This window comes from Paraburkholderia pallida (assembly GCF_004524855.1).
Taxonomy (GTDB): domain Bacteria; phylum Pseudomonadota; class Gammaproteobacteria; order Burkholderiales; family Burkholderiaceae; genus Paraburkholderia; species Paraburkholderia oxyphila.
On sequence record NZ_CP038150.1, the window covers coordinates 1396117 to 1408912 of the forward strand.

Annotated in this window: 13 protein-coding genes and 1 tRNA gene; 8 read left to right on the forward strand and 6 right to left on the reverse strand. The window is 61.5% G+C overall.

What is annotated here, in order from left to right:
- Positions 1 to 158 precede the first annotated feature (158 nt).
- Positions 159 to 866, reverse strand: coding sequence for a GGDEF domain-containing protein (locus E1956_RS32755; RefSeq protein WP_134757027.1), 708 nt, complete (start codon positions 864 to 866; stop codon positions 159 to 161).
- Positions 867 to 1067: 201 nt separating this feature from the next.
- Positions 1068 to 1526 (reverse strand): Lrp/AsnC family transcriptional regulator, encoded by a 459-nt coding sequence (locus E1956_RS32760; RefSeq protein ID WP_028220944.1) that lies wholly within the window; start codon positions 1524 to 1526, stop codon positions 1068 to 1070.
- A gap of 134 nt (positions 1527 to 1660) precedes the next feature.
- On the opposite strand from E1956_RS32760, the gene E1956_RS32765 reads away from it, so the two are divergent.
- The 4 genes from E1956_RS32765 to E1956_RS32780 all read left to right on the forward strand — a co-directional run bounded on the left by E1956_RS32765 (position 1661) and on the right by E1956_RS32780 (position 3799).
- Complete coding sequence (locus tag E1956_RS32765; protein ID WP_134757029.1) at positions 1661 to 2392, forward strand: AzlC family ABC transporter permease; 732 nt, start codon at positions 1661 to 1663, stop codon at positions 2390 to 2392.
- A complete protein-coding gene (locus E1956_RS32770) occupies positions 2385 to 2684 on the forward strand; it encodes an AzlD family protein (RefSeq protein ID WP_028220942.1) in 300 nt (99 codons plus the stop codon). Before E1956_RS32765 ends, E1956_RS32770 begins: the two co-directional genes overlap by 8 nt.
- A 21-nt stretch (positions 2685 to 2705) precedes the next feature.
- Entirely contained in the window at positions 2706 to 3539 is an 834-nt protein-coding gene (locus tag E1956_RS32775; protein ID WP_134757031.1) for an alpha/beta fold hydrolase, read from the forward strand.
- Between the two features lie 175 nt (positions 3540 to 3714).
- Positions 3715 to 3799, forward strand: a tRNA-Leu gene (locus E1956_RS32780).
- A gap of 282 nt (positions 3800 to 4081) precedes the next feature.
- Here the strand turns inward: E1956_RS32780 and E1956_RS32785 are convergent.
- The 3 genes from E1956_RS32785 to E1956_RS32795 all read right to left on the reverse strand — a co-directional run bounded on the left by E1956_RS32785 (position 4082) and on the right by E1956_RS32795 (position 6390).
- A complete protein-coding gene (locus tag E1956_RS32785) occupies positions 4082 to 5203 on the reverse strand; it encodes a porin (RefSeq protein WP_134757033.1) in 1122 nt (373 codons plus the stop codon).
- A gap of 69 nt (positions 5204 to 5272) precedes the next feature.
- The gene (locus E1956_RS32790) at positions 5273 to 6016 is read right to left on the reverse strand and encodes an LrgB family protein (protein ID WP_134757035.1); all 744 of its coding nucleotides are present in this window, start codon (positions 6014 to 6016) and stop codon (positions 5273 to 5275) included.
- Positions 6013 to 6390 carry a CidA/LrgA family protein gene (locus tag E1956_RS32795; protein ID WP_134757937.1) on the reverse strand — a complete coding sequence of 126 codons (378 nt, stop codon included), beginning with the start codon at positions 6388 to 6390 and terminating at the stop codon, positions 6013 to 6015. Before E1956_RS32795 ends, E1956_RS32790 begins: the two co-directional genes overlap by 4 nt.
- 263 nt (positions 6391 to 6653) lie before the next feature.
- On the opposite strand from E1956_RS32795, the gene E1956_RS47435 reads away from it, so the two are divergent.
- From E1956_RS47435 to pstS, 3 genes are all read left to right on the forward strand, one after another.
- Entirely contained in the window at positions 6654 to 6776 is a 123-nt protein-coding gene (locus tag E1956_RS47435) for a hypothetical protein (protein WP_256377798.1), read from the forward strand.
- A gap of 238 nt (positions 6777 to 7014) precedes the next feature.
- Positions 7015 to 8508 carry an MFS transporter gene (locus E1956_RS32800; RefSeq protein WP_197732932.1) on the forward strand — a complete coding sequence of 498 codons (1494 nt, stop codon included), beginning with the start codon at positions 7015 to 7017 and terminating at the stop codon, positions 8506 to 8508.
- A 92-nt stretch (positions 8509 to 8600) separates the two neighbouring features.
- A complete protein-coding gene (gene pstS / locus E1956_RS32805) occupies positions 8601 to 9593 on the forward strand; it encodes a phosphate ABC transporter substrate-binding protein PstS (protein ID WP_197732933.1) in 993 nt (330 codons plus the stop codon).
- A gap of 159 nt (positions 9594 to 9752) precedes the next feature.
- Here the strand turns inward: pstS and E1956_RS32810 are convergent, their stop codons facing one another.
- Positions 9753 to 11690 carry an ATP-binding protein gene (locus E1956_RS32810; RefSeq protein WP_134757038.1) on the reverse strand — a complete coding sequence of 646 codons (1938 nt, stop codon included), beginning with the start codon at positions 11688 to 11690 and terminating at the stop codon, positions 9753 to 9755.
- A 718-nt stretch (positions 11691 to 12408) separates the two neighbouring features.
- On the opposite strand from E1956_RS32810, the gene E1956_RS32815 reads away from it, so the two are divergent.
- Complete coding sequence (locus tag E1956_RS32815; protein WP_134757040.1) at positions 12409 to 12777, forward strand: response regulator transcription factor; 369 nt, start codon at positions 12409 to 12411, stop codon at positions 12775 to 12777.
- Positions 12778 to 12796: the final 19 nt, after the last annotated feature.

Consider the following 12796-nt stretch of genomic DNA (forward strand, 5'->3'; position numbering starts at 1 on the left):
GTGGCGGGAAAAACGGCGCTCCGTACTATAGCCAAACGGCGAATCGCGCGGCTGCAAATAGCCCGATGTGGGCCGAACGGCGGCCGAGTGCCGGTCAAATGCGACGATTCACGTCACGTCTCGTCTCGCACGGGGACCGCGCGCCCGGCACGCGCGTCCTACACCGCCGCAAACTCGATCCGGTCGCGTCCCGCACGCTTCGCGTCATAGAGCATCGCGTCCGCGCGCAGATACATGTCCCACGGGCTAGCCAGCGCTTCGGGACTGCGCCCATCGTTGCCGCGCCATGCCACGCCGAAACTGATCGTGAGCGCTCGGCGCGCCATCTCGCGTTGCGGCAGCAGCAGCGCCTTCACCGCGCGCTGCATGCGCTTGACGATGCGCAGCGCCTCGGGCGCGGCGTTCACGAACAGCAGCACGCAGAATTCGTCGCCGCCCAGCCGGAAGAGGAAGTCGTCTCCGGCGCGCAGGCATCGCATGACCGCTCGCGCGACGGCGCGCAGCACCTGGTCGCCGGCGCTATGGCCGTAGGTGTCGTTGAAGGCCTTGAAGTTGTCGATGTCGAAGACGCACAGCGCGGCGCTATGCGTGCGCTCGCGCAGGCGCGCGTCGCTCGCCAGCACCGCTTCGAGATGGCGGCGGTTATAGGCGCCCGTCAGCGAATCGGTAATCGTCAGTTGCGCAAGCGCCGAATTCTCGGCCTCCAGCTCGCGAATGCGCCGGATCAGGCGCAGCCGCTCGCTGCGGGCGAGCGGGCGCGGCGGCACGCGAATGGCGCGCGCCTTGCGGCCGATCATCGGCGGGGAATGCGATCTTGCGCGCGCAACAAAGCTCGCGCGCCTTGGCTGGGCGTTGTTGTTGGACATGTGGTCTCAGCATGTGGCGATGAAGCCTGTTTCGGCCATCCGGCCAGCCCTGTTGTGACAGCGGGGCCTCGGCGGACGGTCCGTCTTTTATCTCATTATGTGTCGGTATTTCGTCGGCTACTGTCAGACATTGTTAATTTTGCGTTGACGATTCCCTGACGCCCGCTTGAGACCCGGCTGAGACACGGCCGACACCCACGCTCACATCGGAATCTCGGAAGTGAGCTTGATTTTCTGCATCGGAATATCGGTTTTCACGCTCTGCACGCCGGGAATGCGCGTGAGGTACTCCATCTGGAAGCGCCGGTATTCGTCGAGATCGGCGGCCACGATGCGCAGCAGGAAATCGCAGTCGCCGGCCATCAGATGGCATTCGACCACGTCGGGGAACTGACGCACGGCCTCGGCGAAGCGGTCGACCGTCTGGGCGTCCTGGCCCTTGAGCCAGACGCGCGCGAACACGGTTAGCGCCTTGCCCACTTTGGCCGGATTGAGCACGGCCACGTACTTCTCGATCACGCCCGCTTCCTCGAGCAGACGCACGCGCCGCAGGCACGGCGAGGGCGAAAGACCGACCTGCTGCGCGAGGTCGACGTTCTGCAAACGCCCGTCGCGTTGCAGGGCGTTGAGGATGCGCCGATCGATGGCGTCGAGCTTCATTTGGTGTTCCATACCGAAATCCGTGGGGTTATTGGCACCGAATGCCAAATTCTCTTTACAAAATGGCAACAACGCAACCCGATTCGAACGCATTGGGCAGAAAATAGGCGTCCTTTGCAGGAGTCGTAAAGTCAATGAGCAGTATCCCTGGACAGTCCGCCGGCGCGCGGCAATCGTATAACTCGTCGGAAGTCGCGCGCGGCATGCGCGCGGCGCTGCCCGTCATGATGGGCTTCGTCCCGTTCGCGCTGGTGCTGGGCGCGCAGGCCACCCAAAAGGGCATGAGCCTGCTCGAGGTGCCGATGATGACGGGCATGAACTTCGGCGGCGGATCGGAGTTCGCGGCGATCCACCTGTGGACGTCGCCGCCGCATATCGCGCTGATCGTGGCGATGTCGTTTCTCGTCAATGCCCGCCATATCCTGATGGGCGCGGCGTTCGCGCCGTACCTCCGGCACGTGCCGTTGCGGCGCGCGCTGGCCTCGCTCTTCCTGATGTGCGACGAAAGCTGGGCGATGGCGATGGCCGACGCGAAGGCGCGCGGCGCCGATCGCATCAGCATGGCGTATTACCTGGGCGTCGCGATCAATCTGTGGCTCACGTGGGTCTCGTTCACGGCGCTGGGCGCGGCGCTCGGCCCCGTGCTAGGGGACGTGCAGCAGTATGGCTTCGACATGGCGTTCACGGCCGTCTTTCTGGTGCTGCTGAAAGGCATGTGGAAGGGCGCGCGTGCGAGCCTGCCGTGGTTCGTGAGCCTCGCGGTGGCGGCCGTCACCTACCTGTTCGTGCCGGGCGCCTGGTACGTGGCGGCGGGCGCCTGCGCCGGTTTGGCGGCTGCCGTGCTGATGGAGCCGCGCGATGCTTGACGCCAGCACCGTGGCGATCATCGTGCTGATGGCGGCCACGACCTACCTCACGCGCATTCTGGGCTACGTGGTGCTGCGCGATCGAACGCTGAGCCCGCGCATGCGCGCAGTGATGGAAAACGTGCCGGGCTGCGTGCTGATCTCGGTGATCGCGCCGGCTTTCGTGTCGCGCCATCCCGCGGACCTGCTCGCGCTTGCGATTACACTGTTTGCTGCGACGCGGTTCTCGCTGCTGCCGACGGTGATCGTCGGCGTTGCGTCAGCGGGCATCCTGCGGCACCTGATCGGATAAACCATCGAGCACTGAACGAGCATGAGCGAGACGCAAGCCACTACCCAGAACCCGCAGGACCATTGGATCGAGACCGCAACGGGCCGGCTGTTTGCACGCAGCTGGGAGCCCGATGGTTCGCGGGACCTGACCGACGACGCGCTCGCGCACCGTGCGCCGATCGTGCTGCTGCACGACTCGCTGGGCTGCGTCACGCTGTGGGGCACCTTTGCGCAGACGCTTGCGCGCGCAACCAAACGGCGCGTGATTGCCTATGACCGCGCCGGCTTTGGCGCTTCCGACGCGCGCACGGACCGCGTGGGCGCCGAGTTCGTGCGCGACGAGGCGCAGCATTTCTTTCCGGCGCTGTGCGAGCAGATGGGGATCGACCGCTTCGTGGCGTTCGGTCATAGCGTGGGCGGCGGCATGGCGATCGAGTGTGCCGCGCAGCACCCGCAGCGTTGCGTCGCGCTCGTGACCGAGGCGGCGCAGACCTTCGCGGAAGACCGCACGCTGGCGGGCATACGCGAGGCGCGCGAGCAGTTTCGCGATCCCGCGCAGTTCGCGCGCCTCGCCCGTTACCACGGCGAGAAGACGCAATGGGTGCTCGACGCGTGGATCGAGACGTGGCTCTCGCCCGAGTTCGCCGACTGGTCGCTCGATGCAGTGCTGCCGCGTGTGCAGTGCCCCACGCTCGCGATCCACGGCAGCCTGGACGAGTACGGCACGCGCGTGCATCCCGAGACGATCGCGGCGCGCGTGAGCGGCCCGGCGCGCGCGGCGATCATGGAAGGCGTGCGCCACGTTCCGCACCGCGAGCAGGAGGCGAAGGTGGCGGAGATGGTGGCGGAATTCCTGCGCGAGGTTGATGGCTGAGGGCGCATGCGGGGCACGTTTGCGTGTGTGTCATTGCACAGGTGCTTGCGTGGCCGATGTGCCGCGAGATAGCGGTGCCAGATCGATCGGTGCGAAGACGCTTCACGAGCCTGAAAATTTTTTCGATGCAGGTCTTCAAAAATCTGCAATGAGTCGCTACAATCCCGTTCCTCTTGCTCAGGTGGCGAAATTGGTAGACGCACTATCTTGAGGGGGTAGCGCCGAAAGGCATGCGGGTTCGAGTCCCGCTCTGAGCACCAAGATCTGTTCCGGCATCCTCCGCCGGAATCCTGAAACCCGCGTTGGCGTTAGGCCGCGCGGGTTTTTTGTTGCTGGGGTGGGCGGCCCCACTTTCCTCAGACGGCGACCCCGATATCAGGGTGCGCCTGACGATTGCAGCCGTGCCGTTGTGCCTGCATCTGTCGCGCAGGTCTTCATATCGATTCAGGTCTGCCCGGTAGCGTGTTCTTGCCAAAGCGCTGTCGATCGACCTGGCATCAATGGCTGATGTCGACGAAGCGTCCCTGCGCGGCAGGCGCAATCTAGAATTTCATCTGTAGCCCGACTCGTGCAAGCACCTGGGTCTGGTTGCTCGAACCGCCGTCTGGCTGGTTGAGTCCGTTGATCCATGCTTGCGCGGTCAGACCGTCGCCGGCCGCTCGTTGGTAGATACCTTCGACATAGGCGAGGGTGCGCTTTGAGAAGTTGTATTGCAGCGCTGTCGTGACCTGCTGGGCCCGATTGTTTTCGAGTACCGCATTGCCTTGCATGTACTGATAGTCGAGCCCGAGTGTCCACGGCCCGGCCACGTGCCAGAAGGCTCCGGCTTTATAGACATTGATTTCGGCACCGCTCGCGGTATTCTTCGTATTCGTGTAGAGCAGCATCGCCAGCACGCGCGCAAAATCGTAGTGCGCACCAAAGCCGAAATTCCGGATGCCGTCGTGGCCATTGCCCAGTTGTGGATATTTCACTTCGACGTAGGCCGCCCCCACGCCTAGCGGCCCGCGCTCGTAATTGACACCGGCACTGACCGTGGAATCCTCGGAGAAGGAGCCCGGGACGCCGCCGAACCCGTACAGCAACCCGAACGTCAATCCCTCGATATCGGGACTACGGTATTTGACAGCGTTCGGCACGCGAGTGGCCCCCGCCATGCGGTCGAAATCGAACGCACCCGTGGGGTTGTTCGGCACGCCGAGTGCCGCGAAAGGCCCTTGCCGGAAATCGTAGAGGCCACCGAACAGCAAAGCGCCGTCGTATCGTCCGAGTGCCAGCGTCTCGAACATGAAGTCATACTGGTTGCCTAGCGTGATCGAGCCGAACTTCGTGCTGGATAGTCCGACATAGGCGCTGCGGTTGAAAATCTCGCCGCTCGCCGGTATCGTCGCGCCGCTCCCCAGGTCGAATTGCGATGTCAGTTCGAACAGCGCCTTGAAGCCGTCCCCGAGATCTTCACCACCACGAAGCGTCCACGTCGTGGGGGTCAAGATGCCGCTATCGAACAGCGTAGTCGCACCGCCATGCTGGTTGCTCACATAGGTCATACCGCCATCGATCACGCCGCTCAGGCTCACACTGCTTTGAGCCAGTGCGCAGCGGCTGGCTGCTTGAGTAACGGTCCAGATCACCAGAATGGCTGTACGTGCGGCGGTTTTGTTCATGACGACCGGTCTTGACACATTGAGGTTGGGATTTCCGTGCGCAGTTCGAAACCTGCCCGGTATCGGCGCTTAGTGGGCCTGAAGCCATCGCGTGAGAAAAGGCAGAAGGATCGGCACGACGATCGCCGTGAACACGCCGTTCAAGCCCATTCCGAGCCCTGCAAAGGCGCCCATTTGCTCACTGACCTGGAATGCACGTGCGGTCCCTATGCCGTGCGACGCCACGCCGAGTGCAAAGCCGCGAACCTCGGCCTCCGTGACGCGAAGGAGGTTGAGGATAGGGCGCGCGGTGACCGCGCCCAGCACACCGGTGGAAATCACCAGTACCGCGGTCAATGAAGGCAGGCCACCGAGTTCGGATGCCACCGCCATCGCAATGGGGGTGGTCGCCGATTTCGGAGCCAGCGAAGCGATCGTTTGCGTGGAGGCGCCGAGTAGTTTCGCGATGGCGACAGCGGAGACGATCGCCGTGAGGGATCCCGCAACGAGGCCAGCAAGCAGGGGCCATGCCGCTTGCTTCAGGTTCGACCACTGCCGATAGAGCGGCACTGCGAGGGCCACGGTTGCGGGGCCGAGTAGAAAGTGAATGAACTGCGCCCCCTGGAAATAAGTGGCATAGGGGGTATGCGTGACTTCAAGAAGCGCGACGACGAGCGCAACGGTGATCAATACCGGATTGGCGAGCGGGTTGTAGCGTGCCTTCGCGTACACCGTCATGGCGAACAGGTAGGCCAGCAGCGTGAGCGTCAGGCCAAGCAGAGGCGTTGCCTCGAGGTAGACCCAGATGGCGCCGATCTTTGGGATCGAGGTCATGGCGCGACTCCGTTCGTGGCGGCGGTGCGTTGCTTCCGGCGCAGGAGGGCGCGGGTCACCAGCGCGGTTACGACGATCGCGAGCGTCGTGCTGATCACGATAGCGGCGACGATCGCAGTGACCTGCCCGCTCACCGATCCCGCGGAAGCCATGATGCCGACTCCAGCAGGGACAAACAGCAGAGACAGATGACGCAGCAGTTCGAGCGCGGTGGGTTCAATGACGCCAGCCGCTCGCGGGCGAATCGACAGAAAGCCGAGCAACAGGAGCATGCCGATGACGGGACCGGGTATGGGCAGGTTGAGCACGTACGACACGCCCTCACCGAGGCACTGAAATACCAGCAGCGAAGCAAGGGCACATAGCGTGTCCATGATCGGACTCCAGGATCGATGTGAAAGCCAGAGCCCACGTTTGAATTGAACGCGTTCTCCTGGTTGAGGTCCGCAGACTGCGTTGACCGAGTCGTCGAGCCAATAGCCAGTGAGCCAGCTCTTCGCAAAGTCATTGTATTGAACCAGTTCTAAAAAATCCTTAGGAAAGCTGAGCGGACCCAACTTGTTTTCGAGTGCAACCGACGCCGGTCGAAGGGGGCCGGACGGCTCGAAGACGCATGCTTTGAACGAAAGAGATCAAGATGCCGCGTTACATCCGGTTCCTCGACGAGCTGCCGATGACGGTAACGGGGAAAGCGCAGAAGTTCGTAATGCGCGAGCGGAGGATCGAAGCGCTGAAATGGTGCGATCAGAAGACCGCATGAACAGCGGATTTCGGTAGCGCAATTCAGAATAAAATCGTCGACCAGCAGTGGGTCAATCGATCTCGATCCGGCAAATCATCATAAAAGTCCCAGATCAATTTTGATCGAGAGAAATTATTCTCCGGGTGCAGGATAGTCCAGTGGGCCGGCACAGGCAGATTGAAAGCGATGAACACTGTCACCAACGTGTTATATCGCTATTGTATAAACCCCGTTCGGTGAGTTCCAGGGCACATTCATGACATCAGCGACTGAAAACAAGACGACGTTGAAGCCGGGCGTGCATGCCCAGACTAAAACCGTCCAGGAATATATCGACGAATTGCCGTTGTGGGCTGACGGAACCCGGCTCAAAACCAAGCCCATGACAGGCATGCAGTGGCTGATCTGGACGCTCGCCGCGTTCGGTAAGTTTTTTGAAGGGTTCGTGGTGTTCATGGGCGGCGTTACCGTGCCGCTGATCACGCGTCAATTCCATCTCGACGCTTCGCAAGCGGGCCTGGTGACTTCGGCCAGCCTCGCGGGCATTCTGGTCGGTACGATCCTGCTCGGCGGACTGTCGGACTATTTCGGCCGCAAGCGCATGTTCATTGCCGAAATGATCATCTTCTGCCTGTTCCTGGCACTGCTGATCATGGTGGGCAATTTCCTCTCGCTGGTGATCTGCCTGTTTGGCGTGGGCATGGCGCTCGGCTGCGATTATCCGACCGCGCACATGATCATTTCCGAGAGTATTCCGAGCGCCTCGCGTGGACGCCTCGTGCTCGGCGCTTTTGCCTTTCAGGCGATCGGCGCCATGTCGGGCATCATGGTCGGTGCCGTCGTGCTGATGGTTTACCCGAGCCTCGACGCCTGGCGCTGGATGTATGCCACTGCGCTGGTGCCGGCCATCCTGATCACCGTGGGCCGCTTCTTCATCACGGAAAGCGCCAACTGGCTGGCCATTCGCGGTCATCACGAGAAAGCGGAAGAAGCTGTCGCGCGCCTGCTCCACCGCACGCCGGCCTATCCGGCGAAGATCGCGCTGAAGCGTCATGAGGCAGCCAGTCACGCCGCACGCAAGCCGACGCTGCTGGCGCTCTTCAAGGGCAAAAACCTGCGCGCCACGCTGTTCTCGTCGTTGCCGTGGCTGTTGCAGGATCTCGGCACTTACGGGATCGGCGTGTTTACGCCGACCATGATCGCCACCGCGCTCGGCAAAGGCCCGGACAAGATCCGCAGCCCCGCCGACCTGATCGCGAGCGGCATCCATTCCGCCCAGGCCGCAGCGCTCACGACGTCGCTGCTGATCGTCGGCATCATTTTCGCCATCGCACTATCGGACAAGCTGGGCCGCATCAAGCTGCAGATCTTCGGTTTCATCGGCTGCGCGGTCGGCCTGGCTATCGCGTCGATGTCCATCGGCGCACCCGAAGCGCTCCGGCTCAATCTGATCATGGCCGGCGTGATGCTGTTCAACTTCATGACGAATCTGGGACCCAACGCACAAACCTACCTGCTGGCGGGCGAGGTGTTCCCCACCGAGGTGCGTGGCATGGGCGCCGGCTTCGCGGCCATGATCGGCAAAGTGGGCGCAGTCGCCACCACCTATGGCTTCCCGCTCCTGCTCGTCAGCATCGGTACGAAGTCGCTGCTTTATGGGCTTGTCATTTCCGCGCTCCTGGGCGCCGTCGTGACGTGGGTGTTCCGCATCGAGACGAACGGCGTCAACCTTGACAGCATCGGCCACTAAGCCAGTCAGCGAGAAGACTCCTTAACATGACGAACCCATTTTTCCGCGGTCTCGCCGGTGGCGTCCTCGCCCTGGCGCTGACTGCCCCCGTCGTGCAGGCGGGCACGATCGCGCTGCCGGAAAGCGGCTCGACCCTGCTTTATCCGCTGTTTCAGTCGTGGATCACCGGTTACAAGAGCGTCGCGCCCGATACCGCGTTGACCGCGTCCGCCACCGGCTCCACTGCCGGTATCGAAGCAGCGATCAAAGGCACGGTACGCATCGGGACGTCCGATGCCTACCTGTCCGACGAAGAGGCGGCACAGCATCCGGATATCCTGAACATCCCGCTGGCGATCTCCGCGCAGACGATCAACTACAACCTGCCGGGCGTGAAGGCCGCGAACCTCAAAATCGATGGCCCGACACTGGCTGCGATTTATCTCGGCAAGATCACCGCATGGGACGATGCGGCGATCAGGGCCATGAATCCCGGCGTGGCGCTCCCGCACCACGCAATCATTCCGGTCCGCCGCGCCGATGGCTCGGGCGACACCTTCATCTTTACCCAGTTCCTCGATTTTTCCGCCGATACCTGGGAAAACAGTCCTGGCTACGGCACGACCGTCGCGTGGCCGAACGTCGACGGGGAAAAGACCGCGACCGGCAACGAAGGCATGGTGCAGACGCTGGCGACCACGCCTTATTCGATCGGTTACGTCGGGATCAGTTACGCTGACAAGATCGCCAGGGCAGGTATCGGTACGGCCATGATCAAGAATCAGGACGGCAAGTTCCTGCTTCCCACGCCGCAGTCGATTTCGGCCGGCGCGACCGAACTGGGCAAGCGTACGCCGGCCTATGAGCGTATCAGCCTGATCTACGCGCCGGGCGCCGGGAGCTATCCGCTGGTGAATTACGAATATGCGCTGGTCGCGGCATCGCAGCACGACGCCGCCACGGCCGAAGCACTACGTTCTTTCCTGCGCTGGGCGATCTCGGCAACGGGCGGGAACGCTGCAAACTATCTGAAGCCGGTCGGCTTCATTCCGCTGCCGGATTTCATCCGCGGACTGAGCGAGGCGCAGATCGAGACGATCAAGTAAGTCGCTTTGTGGACGGCTGACGAACCCCATGCGCTTCGGTGCATGGGGTTTTGTTTTTCGGGCGAAGCCGCTATCTGCGCGCGCGCATGGGTAGCTTGAACGGCCCTGTATTGAAACGTCATCTCCTGATGCACAGGATAGCTGATCATCAAGATTGCGCTAGGGTGCGCTCGGACAGGTCTTGTCGCCGGTCTCCTGCGCCGCCGGTTTTCGTGCCGGTGGCAAGCTGAAGCTGAAAGTCGCGCCGCAGTCCGCATTATTGGCTGCCCAGATGCGTCCGCAGTGCGAGACGACGATCGAACGGCAGATCGAGAGCCCCATGCCCATTCCCGCCGACTTGGTTGTATAGAAAGCCTCGAATAGCCGCTGCAGATCATCGGTGTGAATGCCCGGTCCCGAATCCCGAACTGCGACCGTTACGTGGCCGCTGTCGTCCAGACGCGACTCGACCATAATGTTGCGCTGTTCGCCTGCTGATCCGGACATTGCCTGCATGGCGTTCACGAGCAGATTCATCAAGACCTGCTGCAACTGGATGCGGTTGGCCAGTATCGGAGGAAGGCTCTGGGCGAGTTTGAACTGCAACTCGATGCCGTGGCGGGAAAGCTCCCAGCTGAGCAAGGCGGCCATTTCGTCCGCCACGTCATTCAGGTTCAGCAGTTCGCGCTGTGCGGTGGTGCGCGAAGTCATGTCGCGCACGCGTTGCACAATGGAGGACGCACGCGTGGCGCTCGCAATGACGCCATCAAGACATCCGTGCACTTCATCGAGCTCCGGCGGCTCACGCACGATCCAGCGCTGAGCGGTTTGTCCAAATGTCATGATCGCAGCGAGCGGTTGACCTACCTCGTGCGCAATAGACGCACTCAGCACGCCGAGAACGGTCGCCCGCGAAATACGCTCCAGTTCGGCCTGAGTCGAGCGAATCTGCTCCTCGGCCCGCCGTGCGGCGCTGACGTCCATGACCGCACCGATGTACTGCACGCCAGCCGGTGCGGTCTCCAGCGCGTGCGCCACGACGTGCACATGCTTGATCGCACCATCGGGCATGAGCAATCTCGTATCGAGGTCGAGGTGGCGCTTCGCTGCCACAGCGGTTGCGAATGCGGAACGAGCCGATGTCGCATCCTCGGGGTGCAGTCGAGCAAAAAACAGCTCGATCGACGGGGGCACCGTTGCGTCATACTCGAAAATACGGAACGTTTGCGCTGACCATGAAACCGCTGAGGTTTGGGTGTTCCAGGCAAAACTGCCGGTCTGGCTCAGCCGTTGTGCTTCAGCCAGAAATTCGGCTTCGCTGCGACGCAGCGCCTCTTCGGCCTGTTTGCGGCGGGTAATATCCGTATTGCTTTCGAGTATCGCGCACAACTTGCCATTGGCGTCGATTTGCACGGACCAGCGGCTCGCAAGCACGAGCTTCGCACCGTCGCGTGTCGTATGAACGAGTTCCCCTTCCCAGTGGCCCGTTTGGAAGAGAGCGTGGTTGATCTCTTCCAATGAACAAGGAAAGACTGTCGCAAGAAGGGTGTATGCGTGCTTGCCGATGGCTTCCGAGCGTTTCCAGCCGTAGAGGGATTCGGCAGCGCGATTCCAGTACCGGATAATGTCGCCGTCGTCACGAACGAAAATACTGTCGTTCGTGAGGTCCAACAGGCGGGCCTGTTCACGCTGCACGTTCCCAAGCAGACGGATATAGCGGATGAGCGCGCTGACGACGAGCGTGGTTATCGTGAAAGTCAGGAGCGCGACGACATCTTCCCGACGATAGACACTCAGATGAAAGAGCGGCTTCGTGAAAAAATAGTCGAGGAGTGTCGCGCCGAGGATGGCGAATAAAAATGACGAAAAGAAACTGGTGAACAATGCCAGCACGACGACAACCAGCCGCAAGATCAGGCTCGCGGTAGAGATATCGACGTGCGACTGAAAGCATACCCACGTTGTGCCCGCAAGCGCCAAGCTGCCGGCGATCCAGACTAGCGCCGTGTACGCAAATTGCGTGCGCGTAATGTGCCGCCGCTTCCAGTAAGGATGTGCGTGAGCAAGAATGTGTGGCAAGCGTGCCGGGCGATATTCTGGCCCCAGGAATGAGGTCATGTTGGACGAGATGCCCTGTCGAGCGCAATGCAGAGGTCAACATGCGACGTGTTCAGGGGGACGCGCATGAGTATTGGCCCTGCGGGTTATATGAGGACGTGGGGTGACCGGGTGTCCGTTGGATTTTCATCATACCCCCGTGATCCGGCTTTTGCTCCAATCATATAGTTTTATCGATCGGCGCGTCGTGAATCGTTCTGAGTGGAGGAAGTTAAATGGCGTATTAAGGATTTTTAATAACTTGCCTTGTGTTCAAAAGATGAAAGCCGGATATTAATCTTTATGAAAGCGCCTTTGATTCACGCCGCCCGCCTCGGCTTTGCACCAGAATGAGTATTCAGCGCTGACTGCCGATAGCCGGACAGCGGGACACATGAGCGCCAGGCACGGTCCGGATCCCAGGCCGACTTGTGTTTAGACTTAAGCATAATGGTTCAGGATCCGTTTGCGCATTAGCATACGCTTGAGCCCGGATGCAACGTCGCCTTCCGATGAACGGCGTGGCGAACCTGGCAGGATGGCCGTGCCGCAAGGCGCCGGTGGACGTGTGGAGAGCGAGGCAAATGTACAATTTTCGAGGCAGCGGACATTGCGTGCGACCATCGGGCAATGGCGGCCGCCCGGCGATCCTTGCCGATGGCGTGACACTATCGGCACCGCCAACCGCGAGCTGCATGTAGTCGGCGCCGTATCGCGACCCACATCTGGTTTAAATTAAATGGCCATTGTCTGCATCATTGACGACGACGCATTGATTCGCAAGAGTTTGTCGAGCCTGCTGAAATCCGCGGGACATATTGCAGCGCCGTTTGCTTCCGGGGAGGACTTTCTCGCCACTGGCCAGCCGGACGCCGCCGCCTGCATCCTGCTGGACCTGGAGTTGAAGGGAGTGAATGGGCTCGAAGTGCAGCGCAAGCTGCTCGAGCGGGGCGTCGCCGCGCCCGTGGTTTTTATCTCGTCGCATGGCGACGAAGAGTCCGTTGAGCGAGCGCTTGAACAGGGCGCGCGTGCGTTCTTGCACAAGCCCTTTTCTTCCGATGAGATTCTCGAGTTGATCGAGGGCTTCTCTACAGGTACTGCTTCCTGATGTGGGAGCAGGCGTGGCG